This is a genomic window from Acutalibacter muris, assembly GCF_002201475.1.
In the GTDB taxonomy this organism is placed as follows: Bacteria; Bacillota; Clostridia; order Oscillospirales; family Acutalibacteraceae; genus Acutalibacter; species Acutalibacter muris.
This window is the reverse complement of the sequence record NZ_CP021422.1, coordinates 3,105,327-3,124,521: the sequence shown is the minus strand read 5'-3', so window position 1 is coordinate 3,124,521 and position 19,195 is coordinate 3,105,327. Positions and strand designations below refer to the sequence as shown.

Below are 19,195 nucleotides of genomic sequence, written 5' to 3'. Positions count from 1 at the left end.
TGTTGAAAGGAAGGGAAAGAAAATGAAGATTTTAGAAGAATTCTGGTACGGTAACATACAACCCAACGAGCGGGACATTGTACCAAACAGCCGGTTTGCTAAGCTGCTTAATCTCATCGCTAAGAACGAGGAGAGCTTGGCCCCCATGCTATCCGAGGACGCAAAGGCCGTGTTTGAAAAACTAAGAAACTGCCAAGACGAACTGTCCAGTGTGAGCGAACGCGATTCGTTTGTGCTGGGTTTTCGTTTGGGGGCAAGGTTTATGCTGGAGGTTATGGAGGATATGGATGTACCGTTTATTGATGGATAAACCTTTTCTCTCTAAGAAATTTTGTGCCATTAATTACCATAATAAATAGCAATTGGATGCAGAACACAAAGATTTTCCGATTGGGTAGGCAACAAATTTCTCAATAGCTCATTAACTTGGAATTGTAGAGTGGCAAAAATATTTTTATTATCACATGGGTCCGTGTCGGCTCCAATAATATTTGTGACCATGCCAAAACAGGTTATTTCGCCTCCATATCTAAAGCCCATACTATCCGGGGCAATTCTGAAATGCCTATCGTCCAAAGGAATAAGGTATCCATCAGATGAAAGCATCATCCGTCTATATGGTAGCACGCTTCGTAATGCTTTAAGTGCAGTAGCAGCGTCATCGTATTGCTGGTTAGATAAGCTAACCGTTCTTTTTAACTCTGCATTAAATTTAGCGTTTGCTTTACGTAGCTGCTCTCTACCTAAACCTTCAGTCGCTTTTTCAGCAGATTCATGAATCTGTTTTGCCACGCTTTTTTTGGCCAAATCAATAATGCCGTTATCGCAGAAAAGTTTGTCAAGATACTCGAAATCAATAAATTCAAATACTCTGTATAATTGGAGATAATTACCTACATCATCATAACTTTGATCGTTAAGTTCAGGATTATACGGGTTGATATAACTACGGGCAATATCAAACGCGGCATCGTGTATCACCTTTGTTACGACATCTTTTGACGATGAACTGTCACTAGTGCGAAGAAGTTCTTCCTGAGAGTGGTTCATGTTTCCTACAAATTTAAGGAGTTTGCTTACACCTGCTGACAGTCCAAGCTGAACTTCTGAGTGTGTTTTGTCCTCCTCACTTTTTTGAGTCGACTGATCACTTTCTGCGGATTTTTGTGTTACCAGTCCCTGCTCTGTCTGAGCAATGATAGAATTGATAATCTCCATATCCAGATATAAGAATTGTTTCATGCAATTTTCCTCAATTTCATCAATTTAGTCGATCGTTGCTTTGATACGGTTGCAGAGTTTCTCCGGGATATCGTCCTCTACTTCCCACAAAATCGTGTTCTTCTGTGCAATATCGAAATGGAGCGTGACACCCGTTTTGCACAACTGAATAACTGGCTTTCCTAATCCCATCGCATAGCCTTCTTCAAAGTAAGCACCGTTGTTTCGGTGAGTTAAATCGACTACCACAAATTTGCTGTCACGGATATATTTTAGTAACTCAGGGGTAATAAAGTCGTTGTGCTGGACTTCATCAATGAAAATAGCATTATATTGTGCATCCTTTATACCTTTTCGTATTGCCTCCCTCAACGGTTTTGTCTCGTCGCCAAACTTCATTGCCACTAAAACATTGTGGCCAGCAGCCCTATACTTTTGAAGTTCATCAATTCTATTATAGCCTTTAGGTCTCAAACGCAACTCAAGCTGTTTGCTTTCGGAAGAAGAGAGGCTATAGGAAATATATGAGTCCTCAGCAAGACAGTCCAGCATAAAGCGGAGATCGTTTTCACAATCACTTTCTTTGCGCCATTCTTCCTGTAAATTAACGATTCCATTTGATGCCTTTTCTTTTCGGTCAATAAACATCAAGCTGAGTGACTCTTGATAAGAGAACGAAAAAAGCTGCCCCATATGAGCTGTGTGCTCAGACAAATACATGAGAATATAGTTCACGCGTTCTGAGAAAGTATTAGGATACCAGTTTTCAATCAAATCTGCATCCATATGAACAGGATGCCCATGCGTGTTTCTACCCTCTTTAAACTCGGCCTTATACTTATCGCAGAGTTCTCTTTTAAGTACAGTATGGTAGCGATATTCATCGAGATTTTTATGACTAAAGCAATGATGAAACAGATATGGAGCTAAATGATTATAATTTAGCTGAGAATTACTATTATGCGTGCCTAACTGAAATCGACCGCACACTGGACACTCATAGAATACCAGCATTACAGAATAATTCGCTTGAGAAAATGCATTTGAACCACAAATTGGACACTTTATTTGCTCTGACATGACATCATACTCTCCTCTATTTTTATCTCTCATACATCATTAAGCTCCTACAAATTAGTAACAAAACAGCGCGATTGTGCTCTACCAAAAGTAGAAAGGGAAGTGGCTTTCCTTGGGAATCTTTGTACCATTAGGTTTTCTATAGTTGCCGAATAACTTCCAGAAACTGTTTCATACTAACCGCCCCATGGAGCAAATTCTCCTCATCCCGAAAAACCATATAGTACCGGTACATACTCCCCGCCGCATACTGCCAAGCCTTTCCAAGTTCAATTTTATCCTGGCTGTCATCATTTTTCAGATGCCCGCCCTTTGTCTCTACAAGAATCACTTTCCCGCTCTCTGTCATAACCATAATATCCGGGTAATGATGGATAAAGCCGTTGATACAGAACCCCTGCCGGGAGATATTTCTATGCCACCAGCGGACATTAGACAGCGCAGTCAGCTCCATAACCAAATCCTGCTCCAACTCGTTCATATCCGCCTCAGCTTGATATAGGGAACCGCCCAGGAAACTGGTGCTGTTGGCGGGATGGATCACCGAGGGCAGCTGATAGTGGGGGCTGCAAATGACTTTCTCCGTTTCGATCCACTGATGGAAGGTGTCCATATAATGCTGGGTTAAAAGTGTATCAATCTTATTCCGAATTTTCGCCGCATACCCTAATGGGGACTTTTCCATGGCGGCCAACTGTGGCTTGTCCATATCGTTAACGATTCGCTCTAAATACTCCCGCAACTCCGCAGCATCCACGATGTCCAGCTTGTTCAGCTGACGGAACATGATGTCCTTGCACATCCGCACCCGGTTCTCCGCCGGTTTGGAGTTAAAGTATTCCTTGAAATAGCGCTGGTCGGCATCCGACATCTTGAAAACCTTTGGGACGCTGCCCTCTTTTGTGCGCACATCTACCTGCACCAGCTCATCGTCCGCCGAGCCAAAATCAATATCATACGCCTTCCCTTTCAGCGTAAAACCGCTGGCAAGCTGCTCCTTTTCCAGCAATTCCAGCGTTCCCTCGTGGAACAGCGATTGGGGAACCACCTGAAAGAACTGAGGAATCCGCAGGTTTTTAATATCCTCCGCAAATTCTGGTTTCACCGGGAAAGTGTTCACTTTTTCCTGCACCTCCCACGCGAAATTTTGGGTGAACAAATCCCCGGCATTTTCCTCTATGGTACGGTTATATGTTTCGCCAACTTTTTCCGCCTCCTCAAGCATAGTATTCTGATAAGAAGCGGGCTCTGGTCCCTTATTATTCTCCCGGTTAGCCAACTCTGCCGCTATCTGAGTACCGTCAAAGGCCAAAAACTCATCTTCCGCAGAGGGGCTATCCTCCTGCAAAGGTGGAGGAGGAAGTTCCGTCTGAACGGGCGGCGGTGCGGTAGGTTTGGGCGGCTCGGCCATGCGGTAGTCTCTATCCGTAAACCCGGCATGGTTCAGCCCCCGGACGATTTGCTTCACCGTCTGGTCAAAGTCGCTGGAGGAAGTGAGCACATAGGACATATTTAAGGACGGCTGGCTGTGCTGACAGGTGTGGGGCAGGCGCAGGACGCGCCCCAAAATCTGCTCCACGTCCACCGGGCTGGTCTTGTTGGCGATGGAGGCGAGAATGTAGGCAAAGGGGCAGTCCCAGCCCTCTTTCAGCGCGTTGATGGTGATGATATAGCGAATGGGGCAGCTCTCCGACAGCAGGTCAACATTCTTTAGTTCATTGATATCGGCAGTACGGATAGCAATCTCCTCTTGGGGAATCCCCGCGTCCACCAGCTTGTCCCGCAGCTTTTCAAAGGTAGTGCTGTTCTCTTTGCCTTTCGGCTGGGCCTGGAACAGCACGATAGGGCGGATATACTTGCCAGTTTTGCTTTGCTCCGCCTCCGCCAGCCGTTCCAGGTTTCGCCGCAGGTCGATGGCGTCCGTGATAACCTCCTGCTGGCTGTCCCGGTTGTAGACAATCACCGGCAGCTTGACCATGTTGGCGGCCTTTAACTGCGCCGCGTCCACATAGGACAGAATATTGCTGTTCTTTTTGGGCGTGGCGGTCAGCTCCAGCACGAAGCAGGGGTTGAAGTCCTTGAGCATATCCAGGCTCAGCTCCGAGCGGGCGTGGTGGCTCTCGTCCACGATCACCAGGGGCGAAAGCTGGTTGATAACCTGGAAAAGAGCAGTGTCGTCCGCCTTTTCGATGGGCTGCTGGGGCTTGCCCAGAGCCTTTGCCATGGGCGCGAGACTGCTGTTCTCCCGGTAGGCTTTCAGCGCCTCGTTGCTGCGGCCCCGGAAAGAATCGTAGGACAGCACCATGATGGAGAGCTGCTCCATCACGGCGGTGATGTTGAAATTCTGGCCGCTCAAAAGCTCCTGCTTGGAGTAGACCGTCACCCGCCCGCCAAAGGCCACGTCAATGGCCTGCCGGTAGGGATGGCTGGAATCCTGTAGGTTCTTGAGAGTCTGGCTGAGGATAGCGTCGGAGGGGACCAGCCAGACCACGGCCTTCATCTTCGTCATGGGCAGCGCGTCAAAAACCGGGCGGAGGGCGTTGCAGGCCAGGAAGGTCTTTCCGCCGCCGGTGGGCACCTTAAAGCAGAGGTTGGGCACGCCGGGCAGAATATCCTGGTAATGCCCCAGGGCGGGCGCGCTTTTCTCCTGCCAAAACTGAGAAAACGCCGCCGCATAGTCCTGGGCCTGGTTCAGCAGCTCCATATAGCGGGACAGGTCGTCGATTGCCCGCCGCTGGTAGGACTTCATCTCCACAGCAAACCCTCCTTACAGCCGGGAAATGTCCCGGGGTATCTTCTTGAAAACAATGCCCAGCTCCCGGAGCTTTTCCGGGCTGATGGCGCAGCGGTCGGCGTAGATCACGGTGATCTCGCCCCGCTCGCGGAGACCGGACAAAAACTCATGGTCCAGCACGGTGACGCGCTGGGGCTCATAGTAGAAATAGTAGGCGGCGCCCTTGTTCGCGCCCAAATAATAGGGATTCTCACTCTCTGTCGGGGCATAGGGCAGCTTGGTCTCGGTGAACCAGACATACTCCCGAATCTTCTCCGAGCCCACCGCCTCGTTGAGGTTTTCGCCAATCAGCAAAGGCTCGCCCAGCTCATAAAAGCTGAAGCTGCCGCCGGTGCCCTCTACCGCGTTTTTGTCCTGACCGTAGCCCTTGATAACCCGCCGAACCCGCTCGGCGGTGATGGTTTCGGCGTAGTCCATCATCTCCACCAAAATGAATTTGCGGTGCCCACCGTCGGCCTTGTTCATGTTCAGAACGGCGTGGGCGGTGGTGCCGGAACCGGCGAAGCTGTCGAGGATGATGGAATCTTTTTTTGTGGCAATTTGGATGATGCGCTGAATTAAACGCACGGGTTTTGGGTAATCAAAAGTTGCAGTCTTCTCGAAAATAGTAGTAATCTCTTTTGTAGCCTCTTGAGTATGTCCCACCTCGCTATTAGGCCACCACGTCCACAAATTGCGGCCTTCTCTTTCCGAAAGATATGTTTTCTTTCTGGGAACACCCTTTCCATCAGAACCAAACCAAATGCGGCCTGCCGCAATTTCTTCATCCATACGCGGCTTTGTGAATCTCCAACACAAATTATCTGGAAGTTCTATTACACGACCACTGGGAGTTATCATGGTATAGAATTGCTCTTTGGTTCCATGCCCCGCCTGTGCGGTGCAGTCGGTAGACACCCACGGGCCTCTAGGGTCGTTATCGGGATTCTTATATTTTGACTTATCTGATTCGCTAAAGTTCAAAAGATTAATCGAACTATCAGCACAATCCACATTCTTAAAGTATGCACAGACATACTCATGTCCTGCACTCACTTTTCTTCTGGCATCAGGAGATGTGCGTTTCTGCCATACTATTTGCGCTAAAAAATTTCTAACTCCAAAAATCTCATCACAAATCATTCGCAAAAGTGTTTGAGCGTTATCATCAATACTAATAAAAATAACCCCCTCCTCCGCCAGCAGCTTTTGCAGCAGCTTGAGCCGGGGGTACATCATGCACAGCCACTTGTCGTGCCGGGTCAGGTCCTCGCCCTCTTTGCCCACCACCTCGCCCAGCCACTTCCTGATTTTGGGGTCGTTCACATTGTCGTTGTACACCCAGCCCTCGTTGCCCGTATTGTAGGGCGGGTCGATGTAAATACACTTCACCCGGCCCTCATACCGGGGCAGCAGGGCCTTGAGCGCCTCCAGGTTGTCGCCCCGGATAATCATGTTCTCGCTGCCGTTATCCGAGGCGGTCTGACCATTTTCGTCAAAGCTGTATTGGCGCTCCAGCACCCGGAAGGGGACCTCCTGGTGGTGGTTTATCACTTTTTCTTTTCCGATCCATTCAAGGGTGGGCATGGTTTTCTCCCCCATATGCGTAGAATGTTATCCGCTTCTTTTTGGGTTTCGGTATTGACGGTTTCAAACGTGGAGCCCTTTAGTTGAAGTAATGGGCGGTAAACGTTGTGATAAATTGAGATTATTTCTCCATTGAGTTTGTTGATTGCTTCAACGATATCGTCGAGTTGAACGCCATTGGTATTCTCAATAATCTTATTTGAGAAATCCAAGTTCTCTCTTGGAAATACATGGGGATTTTGAAGTGCCATGGCAAGAACTTTTTCCGCATTGTCCCTACCGGCCAAATCGCGAGTTTTTGTGTATTCTTTCACTTCCTCTTGAAGAATAGGTTCAATCTGCTCAGTAAGAGCGGCTATGGCATCTATCAAACCTTTTACTTTGGGGTAGTCCTTTGTATTTAGATACGCATTTACCTGGTCTGCTGCAGTTTTGCAAGAGATGATGTGTTTTTGAAGAGTAAATATAGCAGCAGAGGGATCGGTATGCCCCGTGCCCATTGTTAAGGTAAGAGGCCGCATAGGGTTGATAGTATCAAGAGCAGCCGCAAAAACAGATTCGATTTTTGCCCACTTTTCATCTTCTGATTTAAGATAGCTTTCTCTGATAATCTGTTTGCGTGTAAAGGCAATTGTGATAACAAGAGCAAGAATTGTTGCGCCAGTCCCCAACATTGTGCCGTAAAACGACAGCATATCCGCCCCATCCCATACAGTGATGTATCCAGGACCTTTTTTGTAGAGTTCGTTAATGATCAAAGGAATACCAAACACTAATGTCAGTATAATAACGATTATTACAAGCGTAGCAATCCACTTCTTCTTTCTCAAAATACGTCCTGCCCTCCCCTTAGAACCTGTTTAGCATCTATTTAAGAGCAGACGAATAAAGGCAAGAGAAAACATTTGAAAAGAGTTCTGTAATTTACGTTCGCAGTTTTTCCAGAGTCTCCGACATTTGTCGAGCCAGGCAAAAGAGCGCTCCACAATCCAGCGCTTTGGCAGGACAGCAAAAGTATGGAGCTCGTTGCGCTTAACGACCTCAACCTCCGCACCAGAAAGATCCTTGATTGAGTTTGCAAATGTTTCTCCGGTGTAGCCTCCATCTGCCATAATCTTTTTGAGCGCAGACAGATGGTCGGTTACATCACAATAATAATCAACCATATCAATTGCGCCGGTTCGATCTGTTACATTGGCGGTCGTCACCATAATTGCGTGGGGTAGCCCCAAAATGTCCACGCCAATATGTAGTTTTATCCCAGATACTTTTTCCCCGCGTCATAGCCCTTTTCTTCTGCGGTATCAGCATTTTGAATGCTTTTGGAATCGACAATTATCATTGTTGTTTGTGCCTTGCGTCCGTTTTTTTCCCGCTCTGCTTCCACCAGTTTGCGTAAAACCCTGTCAAGAACACTGACTCCATTTTCATCTGGATTTGACCATATGTCGTAATGATACCGCACATTTTGCCATTTAGGGAAATCATGTGGGATGGCTCGCCATGTGCATCCTTCTTTCAACAGATACAAAACTGCACAAAATATGTCATACAGGTCGTAGCTTCTGGGATGTGTTAGCTTTTTGACTCTGGACAATTCCTCGCGTATTTCTTCAAATTGTTTCCGACTGATGTCACTTGGATAGCTTTTCCTCACCTGTCTTCCCCCCTCATCCCCTCTATTTTATCACTGGACCGGATGGTTGGCTAGATACTAAACAGGTTCTTAGAATGCGCTACAAGTGTATGTCTCGCAACTGGTTTATAAATTATACCATATTTCAGCAAACTTATCAATCAAAACTCCATTTTTGTGTTAAATTCCGTCCAGCCGCTAAAAAAAACTCTGGACTTCCGCAAGGTTTTGTGGTAGTGTCGTGTTGAAGAGTCCGCATGGCGAACTCTCAGAAAGGCAGGAAAAGGAAGATGAAAATCTTAGAAGAATTCTGGTACGGCAACATACACCCTACAGAACGAAATATCGTTCCCAACAGCGGAGTGGACAAGCTGCTTGAGCTTGTCGTGAAAAACGAGCAACAGCTCATCGACTTACTCTCTGAGCAAGAACAGGCAGCATTTCAAGAATTCAGAAACGTCCAAGATGAACTGTCCGGCGTGAACGAATGCAAATCGTTTACGCTGGGCTTTCGTTTAGGCGCACGGTTCATGCTGGAGATCATGGAGGATATGAACTTACCATTCATTGAGAGCTAATCAATATGGCCTTAACATACGCTCGGCTTTTGTAATATCCCGTCTTGCCCGGAGATACTTCTTATACTCTTTTGAGCGAAGGGTTTCCTTTAATGTTTCAACTGCTTGTTTATAAGCTTTTTCCGCTGCACTGTGCCCATTGAAGTTGAGTCGAATTGCCAACTCCCGGAACGTCATGCCATTCTCATCATCGGCGCCCAAGCCGAGGTGTTGCTGGAAGTGAACCAAATCAGCAGCATATAAAAATAGGCTATATTTGTTTTCCATGCGGGTATCCATCTTGGAGGTAAGTTCTACATCCGGGATGGGCAGGATATGGATTAGATGTTGCGCCCAGAGAAATTATTTTGCCATCTCAATACCTCAATCTCTCCGTCGTGATCTCAAAGAGCAGCGGCACATTGGACACCGTATGCACACACCAGTCACTGAAACGGTGCAGACTGAAAATCATTAACTGAGTATTGCCAGCTGTGCCATGGTGGTTTGCAGCTTTCAGATAGTGCTCCAAGTCATTTTTAGTGAATCTGGCATCCAAATCTTTCGGAAATACACAAAGCAAGGCGTCCTTGTCATTTGAGAGTACGCAATCAAACTGTCCCCTGAACCCGTCTCTGAATCTGAAAGAGACGGGTTTGTTTTTTGCCCTGTCAAATTGGGCAAACAGGCGGTAGTTATCTCCTTTTTGGCCGCGCCGCATATAGCGGATGCAGCTTTCATGTACCGCAGGCAGTACGATGCGCTCATCCAAATCTTTAAAAACAATTTCCAGCAGCCGCTCTGTGTCACTAACTAACAGAGAGTGATTTCGATAGAGATAGTTGAACCAAAAACTTAGGTAACTGTTTTTGAGATAGTAGGTTGAGTGCTTTCCCATGGGAGATCTTTCAGCAACCACAAACCCGGCATCGATAAGTGCCTCCAGGTATTTGCCGCACTTGTTATTGGGAAAACCTATGTCGGCAGCAATTCACTGAGCCTGTGCTTACCCTGTGAGATGCTGTAAAGGATAGGATAATAGCTTGCCGGTGTACGGAATGTTTCCCAGAGTAACGCTGGAACAAACTGTGAAAAGGACGAGTCATGCTGCAACAGCCGCCGAAGATTCTCCTCAAAGCTGATGTCCTCATCTAACTCCTTCATAACGGGCAGTACGCCGCCCGTCACGGCATATAGGCGGGCAATGTCTTGTTTCGAGTAACCAGGCAACACCTTGCAAAAGTCAGCCAAGCTGCGCGGTGAAATAGAAACCTCCTTCGTTCTCTCAGTCTTTATGTGAGAACCAACAGTTACCAGTAAAATATTCCGTTGAGATAAGGAAAACTTTTGGAAAGCGTTCAATAATTCAGCGTCTGACCCTAAATCGGCAAAGTCATCCAGGAAGATCATCACAGGTTTTCCCTTAAACGTCGTCGCTACCTTTGAGAACGCATCGTCCCAATCTTGTGCTGAGCCTGCATTTGGAAAGCAAGCTGTCCGAAAGTTTTCCAGAGCTACTGCTTTATTCCCCCTGGAAAACGAGACATAGTAAGCATTCGGATTCTTCTGCAGGTATGTTTTAATGAGATTGGTCTTCCCACAGCCCTTATCTCCATGAAGTGAACAGGCATAAAACTCTGGGCTAGAAGTGAGTAAGTGTAGATGACTCCTCCATGTCCGATTTAACTCTGCAAGCTCATGGTTAAAATCAAAAAGCAGCATTTCTCAAAGTCCTATCATCTTATGATTTTTATTCAAGTATACTACAGCAACATAGAAAAATCAATAGAACACTCCTCCTTGCTATGTGCCAAAGTAATAATTCCGCACTATATATTGTATAAAATACAGAATTTTGAAAAAATTACAAAAAGGGGTAATAATTCTTAACGTAAACCAAGCCAAGAAAGTAAGGGGTAAAGATCTCCCTGCAATATGGAAAGAAGAACACTGGTCAGATTGGAGGTGCAGAATTTCTCACATCGCTGAACCCGCATCTATCCCGGGTCAGATCTCTATGAGTTGAAAGGAGAACTTATTGAAAAACGAAAGACAAACTAGACTCAAAACCCTCAACGGGTCTGAACTGTTACAGATGGACTTGCCTCCCACAAAATTTGTGGTGCAGAGTTTCTTGCCACAGGGTCTGCATCTCGTAGCAGGTCTGCCCAAGGCAGGCAAGTCATGGCTGCTGCTCTTTCTCTGCTTAAAAGTCGCCAAGGGTGAAGCGTTCTGGAATTACCAGACAGAGAAAGGAACGGTACTCTATCTATGCCTTGAGGACAGCTTTAATCGAATCTGCCAGCGCCTCAGTGATCTGACTGAGGATGCCCCTGACAATCTGCATTTTGCTGTCATGGCCAACTCACTGGCAGATGGACTTCTTTCTCAAATTGAAATGTTTATCACTGAGCACGCGGATACAAATCTTATTGTCATCGATACGCTCCAAAAGGTACGGGCGGGGTCTGTCGACAGTTACTATGCCAGCGACTACAAGGACATTGGTTTACTCAAATCCGTTGCAGATCAAAACGGCATTACCATTCTCTGCGTTCAACATCTTCGTAAGCAGCATGATAGTGATCCACACCTTATGGTCAGCGGCTCCACAGGTCTAACTGGAGCGGCGGACGGGAGTTATGTTTTGCAGAAAGAGGACGTCAACTCCACCGAGGGGAAGCTCTTCATCAGAGGACGCGACATCGAGGAAAAAGTTCTCACTGTCCACTTCAACCGTGAAACATGCGAATGGGAGTATGTCAGTGGGGATACTCCCGCCGAAGATGCGATGAAAGGTGATTTGGTGATGCGTACGCTTATTTCATTTCTGCAAAGCGAGAAAGAGTTCCAGGGACAAGCCTCTGAGTTAGCTGAACGTCTCCAACTAACCGTTAAGGGCAATGTCCTCTCTCGAAAACTGAACCGATATGAAAAAGAACTGCGGGATATAGGAATCGAGTTTATCAAAAGCCGCACAGGACAGAAACGCGAACTGCTCCTGATATACTCTCCGCCCGAGGTGGCATGACGATATGACGGTAATGACGATTGCATTTGAAGATACCCTGAAAGTCCGCAAGCCCTTATAAACACTGGATTTTTCCTCTATGGGGATCGTCACGGAGGTATTTGCGTCATTATCGTCATTTGCGTCACAGGCAAACGGTACGTCCTAGTTACCACCAGCCCGTGTTTCGCCCGTGTCGGCCCGCTGTGGCGATTTTGAGAGCAGGGTGGAGTAGGAACCGCAGCCCGCCCGGTGAGGGGCCGTGTTGGGCCACACAAGGCCGCTGTTGGGAAAACAGGGTCGGAGCAGGTTGAGAGAACCCCTTTTTTCTCTGTATATCCTTAAAGCAGCAGTTGCAGAGATAGAGCCGCCCAGCCTACAGTGTCCTACAAAAATCCTCCCCCTTGGGGGAGGGCAAGCAGAGCGCTCGTCCGACGTTGTCGGACGGCACGTTTAGCGGGCAGCAGCCCGCACCCACTTTAGTACAAGACCGCTATATGATTGGAGGGATCGCATGAGCAATAAAAAGGACAGAGCCTTTACGGTTCGGTTCACGGAGGAACAGTTTCAGCACATCGCGGAACAGGCTGAGCGAGCCATGATGTCTCCCAGTAACTATATCCGCGCGGCGGCGATGCGCGGTAAGGTCAACGTCATTCTTGACGGTAAATTGGTGGCTCGGGAACTGAACGCCATCGGCAACAACCTCAATCAGCTTACCGTGTTGGCGAACATGGGGCAGATCAGTGCGGTATATTTGGAGCATGTGCATGAGGATTTAAGCAGGCTCTACGATAAATTTTTTGCTCTGGCAGACAAGGAGGTACGCTAATAGCTACCGTAAAATTCATCAGGTACCAAAAGCAATCTACCACTGCGCTGAATAGGGTTGCCGCCTATATTTCACAAGAGCAGAAGACCAAAGACGATTTTTCCGGGCAGAAATTCGTCAGCGGCATTCACTGCTCCCCTCAATTTGCGGTGCAGGAATTCAAGGCGACCCGTGCGATTTATCGTAAGGACAGCCCAATCTGGTTCTATCATTACACGCAATCTTTCTCGCCGGACGAGCTTATCACTGGGCAGCAGGCTCACGAATTGGCGAAAGAATTTGCAGATAAAGCTTGGCCCGACAGTCAGATTTTAGTGGCAACCCATGTGGATCGGGAGCATATTCATTCCCACTTTTTAATCAACTCTGTCTGTTTTGAAAGCGGCTATATGCTTCGTCAAGGGCCGACCACGCTGAAGAAACTGCGTAAATTATCCGATGAAATTTGTTTGGCGCATGGATTTTCTGTACTGTCTCCCGACCCACCCAAGCATCATAAAGAGCCGGGCGACCGTGAATATCGCTCCATGGATAAGAACCAGAGTTGGAAACTTCAGCTTATGATTGTCATAGAGGATGCGATGACGCTGGCTCGTTCCCGTGAGCATTTCATCAAGCTGCTTGGGCGAAAAGGGTACAAAGTTAGATGGGCGGATGAGCGAAAGAGCATCACTTACACAACTCCCACAGGTATGAAATGCAGGGACGTCAAGCTCTACGAACTAAAGTTTTTGAAGGAGATGATGGAATATGAGTTCAAACTTCGAGCGCAAATCATTGGACAGATTGAAGGAGCAGTCCCGCCAGCAACTTCAGACCGCGGCAGAGGTGGTGCCATGCGTTACAGTGACGGAGAAGAACTGGTCAGGAATGATTGGCCTTCAGCAGGCACAGATTCAGCTACTGGTAGAAATTCAGACAGCGGCGGCGCAGCTGGTGACCAGGGAGGAACTGGTGGAGTATTTCGACCAGAGGGTGCAGCAGTTGGAGAATCACTCAATGGAAATGCAGTCGGTGGCACAGAATTTTCGGCAAAGGATGGAGCAGTCAGCGGACGAGATAACGAAGAACCTGTCGTCACAGGCTGGGAGGATCAGCGAAAACTTTTCACAGAATCTCTCTTTGGAGCAGGAGAGAATGAGCAAATACACGGACAGGCTGTTCTGGGTAGCCCTGATTCCTTCGGCAGTGCTGGTGATATTGGAATTGATCTCGCATATCTTTCGGCTGATGTAGCTGGGATTATTAATGAGGACTATCGCCCACAGGACAGTACCATAATGAAGAAACAGAAGAGGAAAAAGCGCGCGCTGGGTCAGAAACCAGACGAGCAAGACCACGAACAGCATATGTAGGGGAGGAATACAAATGGCGAGTATTAAGCAGTTAGATGAACGCAAATTCAAGATTACTGTCAGCAACGGTTACCGCCCGGACGGTAGAAAAATTTCAAGGGCAAAGACGATTTCTGTGCCAGACAGCATAGGCAAGCGTGGCATCCGGCAGTACGTTTCTCACGCCGCAGAGGAAATGGAGAGGACCGTCAAGCAAGGTTTCTCTGAGGATGCCGAGATGACCTTTGAGGAATTTTCTCTCCGCTGGCTGGACAGGCAGGTGAAGTATGCGGCGGGCACCATTGCCAGTTACCGGCGTATGCTGAAAGTTGTGTACCCATACATTGGCGCTATTCAGTTGTGTAAGTTGCGCCCTATGGCATTGGAAAATATGCTGGTGGAACTCCGTAAGCGCAGCAACCACGGCAAGCCCGTGCAGGAGGCTACCGTGCAGAAATACCTCACCGTGGTGTCGGCTGTGCTGAGCGATGCCAAGCGGAACGAGATCATTCAGAAGAATCCAGCACGGATGATTGACCTGCCTGGTACTGAGAAGCGCCAACAATTCATCCCCACCGAGGAACAGGCGCAGCAGTTTATTCTTGCTCTATTGGACGAACCCGAAGTGTATAAGACCTTCTATCTGCTGGCAATTTATACCGGATGCCGCCGGGGTGAACTGTGTGCTTTACGCTGGGACGATTTCATTCTGGATGGTTACCGTTCCATCTTGACTGTGAGCCGCTCCAGAAGTATCGTCGCTGGTGGCGGTGTACAGGAAGGGCCAACGAAAAACGGACGCAGCCGCACCATTTCCATTGATGAGGATATCACATCATTTCTGCAAACCTACTACTACATCAAGCGACATGATGAAAACTCCGCTGGTACAGAACATAGCCCATATCTGTTTACGGATGAGCATGGGGCGTTCATCCATCCTGATACGTTTACAAAACATCTGAGGAAGATTTTCAAGCGGAATGGCTTCCCTGATAATTTCCACTTGCACACTTTGCGACACCTTTTTGTCAGCACACTGCTCCACCATGGCGTAGACAAGCAAACTGTCGCGGAGTTAGCTGGCCACGCTGATACATCATTCCTGGAGCGAACCTACTGCCACCCGCAGATGGAACTGAAAAATCAGGCCGCAAATGTCATGACTGACGTACTCTTACACAGTGCCTAACAACAAATTGATGGACATACAACCGGGCATAGCACACACATTTTGTCCGTGTAGTAGAAAGTAAATTCGCCGCTGGACTTCCGCATGAGGGTGTGGTATTGTGAGGTTGCCTCAACAGGGCAAATCACAACAGGAAAGAGGTTATTACAGTGGCGAGCATCCGTAAACGAGGGAACAGCTACTTGCTGGTCGTATCCATGGGCTATGATTTCGATGGCAAACGCCGCAAGCCCCAGCAGAAAACCGTACATCCACCCGATGGTCTAACGCCGAAGGCCAAGGAAAAGTGGCTCGAAGAAGAAGCCGCACTCTTCGAGCGACAGTGCCGTAATGAGCCACTCAAGGCGGTGGATAAAACCATCACTCTCGCAGCTTATACCGAGATGTGGCTGCGGGAAATTGCTCCAAATAAGCTGGCAAAATCCACCTTGGCCCGCGACAAGCAAGATATTGACCGCTTCATGCCGCGCCTGGGCGGCTACAAGCTGACCGACCTCAAGCCCGAACATTTCCGAAACCTTTACGCTGAACTTCGTAAGCAAAAGAATTCTGTGACCGGAAAGCCGCTCTCCGAATGCACCATTGAAGGTGTCCACGCTTGCTTGTGTGGTATCCTCTCTGATGCGATGGAGGGCGGCTTTTTGTCGCATAATCCGGCGTGGAGAACATACAAGTATACAGGCAAAAAGAAGAAAAAGCAGAATGTTGCTGACGAGGAAACTACGCAGAAACTCATAGCTGCGCTGGACGAAGAAAGTATCAAATATGAAACTTACTTTAAGTTGATTATTGCCACTGGTATGCGCCGGGGCGAGTGCTGCGGGCTGAAGTGGTGCGATGTGAACTTCAAAGAGAAGTCCATACACATATGCCGGAATGTGGTCAAGGTTACAGGCGAGGAAATCATCGTCAAGGAACCTAAAACCGCCTCGGGCGAGCGCTATGTTTACTTCTCCGCTGAGATGGCAAGCCTGCTCAAAGAGTACCGCAAATTCTGTCAGCAGGAAACTGAAACCTATGATGAACGCGAGCTGACTCCCGATGATTACATCTTCCGTAGGCACGGTATGGAACTACCGATGATGCCCAGCAGCTTTACTTGGCGGTTTAAGTTGATATTGAAAAAACATGGGTTACCAGAAAATTTGAACGTGCATTCCTTACGTCACACGGCGGCGAGCCTTATGATAGCTGGTGGTGCTGATGTAGCAACCGTATCAGGGCTACTCGGTCACTCGCAGGTGTCCACTACACTGGATATTTACACTCATGCTTTTGACGATAAGAAGAAAGCGGCAAGCGCAGTTTTGCAGGAGAGCCTGGATATCTAGCCACACACCCGATTCAACAAAAAGTCCCTGACATCCGCTAAATGCAAAAAGCATGGGACTTTTTCTCTTTCAGCCAAGTCCCAGAGCATATTTGCACCGAAGTCGTGTATGCAAACAGCGTCCAATATCCGCTCTACAAATGTCTCCGAATCGGTGTCCACAAACAACCGCAACAAATCTTTCCGACAGTGAAATAGCTCAAATACCAGCGGACCCAGCTCATACCACCAAGGCGCAAGGCAGGCATCAGCGCAGTCAATAATAACCGGGCTACTCTCCGAGTCAACCAGAATATTCTCCCCGGTCAAATCACCGTGTACCAGCACCGTATCCGTCAAATCAAGGTTTGCCGCACGCGCTGCCATTTCAGCACGTAGGCTGTCTGGCAGACGCTCCAATCTTGAGTTTCCCAACGCTCGACTCAGCAAATCAACAGGTGGGATCAGTCCCTGTGCCGAACGATTGAGCTTTTGGAGCAACTCGCGCAAACGCTCGATGAATATTTTCTTCTGGCCAAGAGTAGCCTTTTCAAGCCATGCTCCGGCCTCTACGCCGGAATAATACTCCGTGATGATGTAGTAAAATAGATACTTATCCTGCACCGAGCCGCAGGCAATCATCCGGGGCGTGGGAATCCCCCGTTCAGTCAAAGCACCACAGACTGCCGATTCATTGAGATAATCAGCCTGCGAGTCCAAACCCAATTCCTTTGGTGCAAATATTTTCACTACATAATTCCCCGCCCGGAACACGGCATTTGTCCCGGGAGTGAGGTTTTCCAGATTGGTAAACTCTAACTTCTCCCGGCGAAAAATCTCTTGCGCCAGAGGCGTGAATTCCTCGATTGACTGGAACACTTTGCCCCAATCAGCCCAATTCTTAATTGTATAGTTAAACAGCATATTTATACCTCAATCTCGCTATTTGCGTCCAGCAAACGCTGGATACCCTCGTCCGTATACGAGAGCAATTTGCCGTACCGCCGAGCAATATCCTTGCGGCAATCATCGTAATTACCCGCCGCGATTGCCTTTTCTTTCTCTGCTTTTAGAGCAAGATATTCCTGCAAGGCCGATTCATCCTGATAAAAAATCACGTTGAACTTGCCCTGATTCAGCGACAGAGAAAAGAGGTCGGTTAAAAGTGCCTCATCCTCCGCATAGTAACGAACGCCGTATTTCTTGCACAGCTTATCAAACTCCGGCAGAAAGCTATCACGCTCATCTTTGGTATCACAAGGATGTGACAGCGCGATACGTTTCACACCCGCGCGAACCATCTCGCAAAAGCAATCGGCAGCGCCTAAGTGGTAGGAAAACTTATCAATTTTCATGAGATCAACTCCTATTAGCAATCATAATATCTTCAATAATCTTATCGAGAACACGATCTCGCTCTGACGATGTATCGTAAATTGTGAATCTATATTTTGCCAGATGATCCATCATGACCCGGTTAAATGGAATAGCGTCTTGGGTAACATAATCTCTCAATTCGTCCTCGCACAAATTGTATGTCCAATCGTCTTCTGTGTCGTACTTTTTGAAGTCGCTTACATACTCATCAACCGTCTTTTGGCCCTGCACTAATCCAATCAAAATAAAGCGGTCTTTCAATTCATTCACCCCATATTCTTTCAGGATAGAGGTGATTTTCTCAAAATCAAAGTACCCGCCTTCCAGCACAAAATGATTCCCTTCAACATGATGTGCGCGGAGGTTCAAGTCATCTTTGATTCCGTCATCTGAGGAAAATAGCCCCAGGAAATGCCCAATAAACGGCGCTACATTTTCCGTTGTCTTATCCCTATTCCAGTTGAGCCGAATGTCAAGCTGGGGATATGCCGCTTGGAATGTAGCGACCAGCTTATCAAGGCTGATGACAAAATAATTGAATTTTTCGTGGAGTCGTTTTGCCAAAGTTGTCTTCCCGGCCCTGGACGGTCCGACAATAATTATATTTTTCATAGCACACCTCATGCCAGATAATTTGAAAAAAGCGGAAAAGTTCACACTGAACTTTTCCGCTCTCTGGCGCGCTTGACTGGATTCGAACCAGCGGCCCTCAGAGTCGGAGTTATCAGGCCGTCAATGGGAAAAGCCCGAAAATGCTGGGTTTTGTCCAGAGCGCACAAAAAAGTTACTTTTTGTCCCGGGGCCGGGAGCCCTAGAAATGGCCGGGTCCCCGGCCATTTTATTGATTTTTCAAAATAGTAGTCAAACAGTAGTCAAGCCAAAGAACGTCCCGGGAATCGAGCCCTGTAACACCACCGTTTTACTATTATTGTAGTATTATACCATGCAGATTCCCAATATGCAACGACAAAATTTTTCTGGCCTTTCGAAAGGTTTTGCGGCAGTGTCGTGTTAACGAGTTCGCAAAGCGAACACCCAGAAGATCAGGGTGTAAAGATAAAGGCAATACCGCACAAAGCCCGCAGGGCGGTCTTTGTGCGGTATTGCCTAAATATTTTCAGAAAAGTTTTAAAACGGTCGTAACCATCTCAACGAAAAGCAAACCCACGGGACAGTAGGCACACTAAACTGCTCAGGCGGTGCAATATGAAGACGGGCTTGCGCCCCAAAGGTCAAACATAACCATATTTAAGTGTAGCTGCCATGAGAGTAAATGCAATAGCGTTT

At 47.6% G+C, this 19,195-nt stretch carries 19 protein-coding genes; 7 read left to right on the top strand and 12 right to left on the bottom strand.

Going from position 1 to position 19,195, the window contains the following annotated elements:
- The first annotated feature begins 22 nt into the window (after nucleotides 1–22).
- A complete protein-coding gene (locus tag ADH66_RS20195; protein WP_066538810.1) occupies nucleotides 23–310 on the top strand; it encodes a DUF6809 family protein in 288 nt (95 codons plus the stop codon).
- A 29-nt stretch (nucleotides 311–339) separates the two neighbouring features.
- On the opposite strand, the gene ADH66_RS20550 is transcribed toward ADH66_RS20195, so the two are convergent.
- From ADH66_RS20550 to ADH66_RS15890, 6 genes are all read right to left on the bottom strand, one after another.
- Nucleotides 340–1,242, bottom strand: coding sequence for a DUF6414 family protein (locus tag ADH66_RS20550; RefSeq protein ID WP_201448083.1), 903 nt, complete (start codon nucleotides 1,240–1,242; stop codon nucleotides 340–342).
- 24 nt (nucleotides 1,243–1,266) lie between these two features.
- On the bottom strand, nucleotides 1,267–2,334 hold the full coding sequence (locus ADH66_RS15905; protein WP_157130663.1) for a hypothetical protein: 1,068 nt from the start codon (nucleotides 2,332–2,334) through the stop codon (nucleotides 1,267–1,269).
- Between the two features lie 106 nt (nucleotides 2,335–2,440).
- On the bottom strand, nucleotides 2,441–5,056 hold the full coding sequence (locus ADH66_RS15900; RefSeq protein ID WP_066538811.1) for a DEAD/DEAH box helicase: 2,616 nt from the start codon (nucleotides 5,054–5,056) through the stop codon (nucleotides 2,441–2,443).
- Nucleotides 5,057–5,068: 12 nt separating this feature from the next.
- Complete coding sequence (locus ADH66_RS15895) at nucleotides 5,069–6,661, bottom strand: site-specific DNA-methyltransferase (RefSeq protein ID WP_066538812.1); 1,593 nt, start codon at nucleotides 6,659–6,661, stop codon at nucleotides 5,069–5,071.
- Nucleotides 6,625–7,491 carry a hypothetical protein gene (locus ADH66_RS20190; RefSeq protein ID WP_066538813.1) on the bottom strand — a complete coding sequence of 289 codons (867 nt, stop codon included), beginning with the start codon at nucleotides 7,489–7,491 and terminating at the stop codon, nucleotides 6,625–6,627. Before ADH66_RS20190 ends, ADH66_RS15895 begins: the two co-directional genes overlap by 37 nt.
- A 30-nt stretch (nucleotides 7,492–7,521) precedes the next feature.
- Nucleotides 7,522–8,318 (bottom strand): IS5 family transposase gene (locus ADH66_RS15890; RefSeq protein WP_088364400.1). Its coding sequence is split into 2 segments (ribosomal slippage): nucleotides 7,522–7,928 and nucleotides 7,928–8,318, totalling 798 coding nucleotides; the frame shifts between segments, so codons are not numbered across the junction.
- 236 nt (nucleotides 8,319–8,554) lie between these two features.
- On the opposite strand from ADH66_RS15890, the gene ADH66_RS15885 reads away from it, so the two are divergent.
- The gene (locus tag ADH66_RS15885; protein ID WP_066538815.1) at nucleotides 8,555–8,875 is read left to right on the top strand and encodes a DUF6809 family protein; all 321 of its coding nucleotides are present in this window, start codon (nucleotides 8,555–8,557) and stop codon (nucleotides 8,873–8,875) included.
- On the opposite strand, the gene ADH66_RS15880 is transcribed toward ADH66_RS15885, so the two are convergent.
- From ADH66_RS15880 to ADH66_RS15870, 3 genes are all read right to left on the bottom strand, one after another.
- A complete protein-coding gene (locus ADH66_RS15880; RefSeq protein WP_066538816.1) occupies nucleotides 8,876–9,142 on the bottom strand; it encodes a hypothetical protein in 267 nt (88 codons plus the stop codon). It abuts the gene before it with no gap.
- Nucleotides 9,143–9,230: 88 nt separating this feature from the next.
- Nucleotides 9,231–9,752: a hypothetical protein gene (locus ADH66_RS15875; RefSeq protein ID WP_066538823.1), complete on the bottom strand. Its 522-nt coding sequence runs from the start codon at nucleotides 9,750–9,752 to the stop codon at nucleotides 9,231–9,233.
- Between the two features lie 77 nt (nucleotides 9,753–9,829).
- Nucleotides 9,830–10,576 (bottom strand): AAA family ATPase, encoded by a 747-nt coding sequence (locus ADH66_RS15870; protein ID WP_066538828.1) that lies wholly within the window; start codon nucleotides 10,574–10,576, stop codon nucleotides 9,830–9,832.
- Nucleotides 10,577–10,892: 316 nt separating this feature from the next.
- Here ADH66_RS15870 and ADH66_RS15865 point away from each other — a divergent pair, with 316 nt between their 5' ends.
- The 5 genes from ADH66_RS15865 to ADH66_RS15845 all read left to right on the top strand — a co-directional run bounded on the left by ADH66_RS15865 (nucleotide 10,893) and on the right by ADH66_RS15845 (nucleotide 16,553).
- A complete protein-coding gene (locus ADH66_RS15865; protein WP_066538830.1) occupies nucleotides 10,893–11,885 on the top strand; it encodes an AAA family ATPase in 993 nt (330 codons plus the stop codon).
- A 493-nt stretch (nucleotides 11,886–12,378) separates the two neighbouring features.
- Nucleotides 12,379–12,696 carry a plasmid mobilization protein gene (locus tag ADH66_RS15860; RefSeq protein ID WP_066538832.1) on the top strand — a complete coding sequence of 106 codons (318 nt, stop codon included), beginning with the start codon at nucleotides 12,379–12,381 and terminating at the stop codon, nucleotides 12,694–12,696.
- On the top strand, nucleotides 12,663–14,051 hold the full coding sequence (locus ADH66_RS15855; RefSeq protein WP_084384424.1) for a relaxase/mobilization nuclease domain-containing protein: 1,389 nt from the start codon (nucleotides 12,663–12,665) through the stop codon (nucleotides 14,049–14,051). The genes ADH66_RS15860 and ADH66_RS15855 overlap by 34 nt, the downstream gene beginning before the upstream one ends.
- A gap of 13 nt (nucleotides 14,052–14,064) precedes the next feature.
- Complete coding sequence (locus tag ADH66_RS15850; RefSeq protein WP_066538836.1) at nucleotides 14,065–15,222, top strand: tyrosine-type recombinase/integrase; 1,158 nt, start codon at nucleotides 14,065–14,067, stop codon at nucleotides 15,220–15,222.
- 149 nt (nucleotides 15,223–15,371) lie between these two features.
- Nucleotides 15,372–16,553, top strand: coding sequence for a tyrosine-type recombinase/integrase (locus tag ADH66_RS15845; protein ID WP_066538838.1), 1,182 nt, complete (start codon nucleotides 15,372–15,374; stop codon nucleotides 16,551–16,553).
- Here ADH66_RS15845 and ADH66_RS15840 read toward each other — a convergent pair.
- Genes ADH66_RS15840 through ADH66_RS15830 form a run of 3 tightly spaced genes read right to left on the bottom strand, consistent with a single transcriptional unit; the run spans nucleotide 16,550 to nucleotide 18,520 of the window.
- Nucleotides 16,550–17,455 carry an aminoglycoside phosphotransferase family protein gene (locus tag ADH66_RS15840; protein ID WP_066538839.1) on the bottom strand — a complete coding sequence of 302 codons (906 nt, stop codon included), beginning with the start codon at nucleotides 17,453–17,455 and terminating at the stop codon, nucleotides 16,550–16,552. The genes ADH66_RS15845 and ADH66_RS15840 overlap by 4 nt on opposite strands.
- A gap of 2 nt (nucleotides 17,456–17,457) precedes the next feature.
- A complete protein-coding gene (locus ADH66_RS15835; protein WP_066538842.1) occupies nucleotides 17,458–17,886 on the bottom strand; it encodes a hypothetical protein in 429 nt (142 codons plus the stop codon).
- Nucleotides 17,887–17,890: 4 nt separating this feature from the next.
- Nucleotides 17,891–18,520 carry an AAA family ATPase gene (locus ADH66_RS15830; protein ID WP_066538846.1) on the bottom strand — a complete coding sequence of 210 codons (630 nt, stop codon included), beginning with the start codon at nucleotides 18,518–18,520 and terminating at the stop codon, nucleotides 17,891–17,893.
- Nucleotides 18,521–19,195 lie beyond the last annotated feature (675 nt).

Coding starts and splice junctions, on each gene's coding strand:
- ADH66_RS20195 (WP_066538810.1), top strand. CDS start 23: ATGAAGATTTTAGAAGAATTCTGGTACGGTAACATACAACCCAACGAG.
- ADH66_RS20550 (WP_201448083.1), bottom strand. CDS start 1,242: ATGAAACAATTCTTATATCTGGATATGGAGATTATCAATTCTATCATT.
- ADH66_RS15905 (WP_157130663.1), bottom strand. CDS start 2,334: ATGAGAGATAAAAATAGAGGAGAGTATGATGTCATGTCAGAGCAAATA.
- ADH66_RS15895 (WP_066538812.1), bottom strand. CDS start 6,661: ATGCCCACCCTTGAATGGATCGGAAAAGAAAAAGTGATAAACCACCAC.
- ADH66_RS15885 (WP_066538815.1), top strand. CDS start 8,555: ATGGCGAACTCTCAGAAAGGCAGGAAAAGGAAGATGAAAATCTTAGAA.
- ADH66_RS15880 (WP_066538816.1), bottom strand. CDS start 9,142: ATGGAAAACAAATATAGCCTATTTTTATATGCTGCTGATTTGGTTCAC.
- ADH66_RS15875 (WP_066538823.1), bottom strand. CDS start 9,752: ATGGGAAAGCACTCAACCTACTATCTCAAAAACAGTTACCTAAGTTTT.
- ADH66_RS15870 (WP_066538828.1), bottom strand. CDS start 10,576: ATGCTGCTTTTTGATTTTAACCATGAGCTTGCAGAGTTAAATCGGACA.
- ADH66_RS15860 (WP_066538832.1), top strand. CDS start 12,379: ATGAGCAATAAAAAGGACAGAGCCTTTACGGTTCGGTTCACGGAGGAA.
- ADH66_RS15850 (WP_066538836.1), top strand. CDS start 14,065: ATGGCGAGTATTAAGCAGTTAGATGAACGCAAATTCAAGATTACTGTC.
- ADH66_RS15840 (WP_066538839.1), bottom strand. CDS start 17,455: ATGCTGTTTAACTATACAATTAAGAATTGGGCTGATTGGGGCAAAGTG.
- ADH66_RS15835 (WP_066538842.1), bottom strand. CDS start 17,886: ATGAAAATTGATAAGTTTTCCTACCACTTAGGCGCTGCCGATTGCTTT.
- ADH66_RS15830 (WP_066538846.1), bottom strand. CDS start 18,520: ATGAAAAATATAATTATTGTCGGACCGTCCAGGGCCGGGAAGACAACT.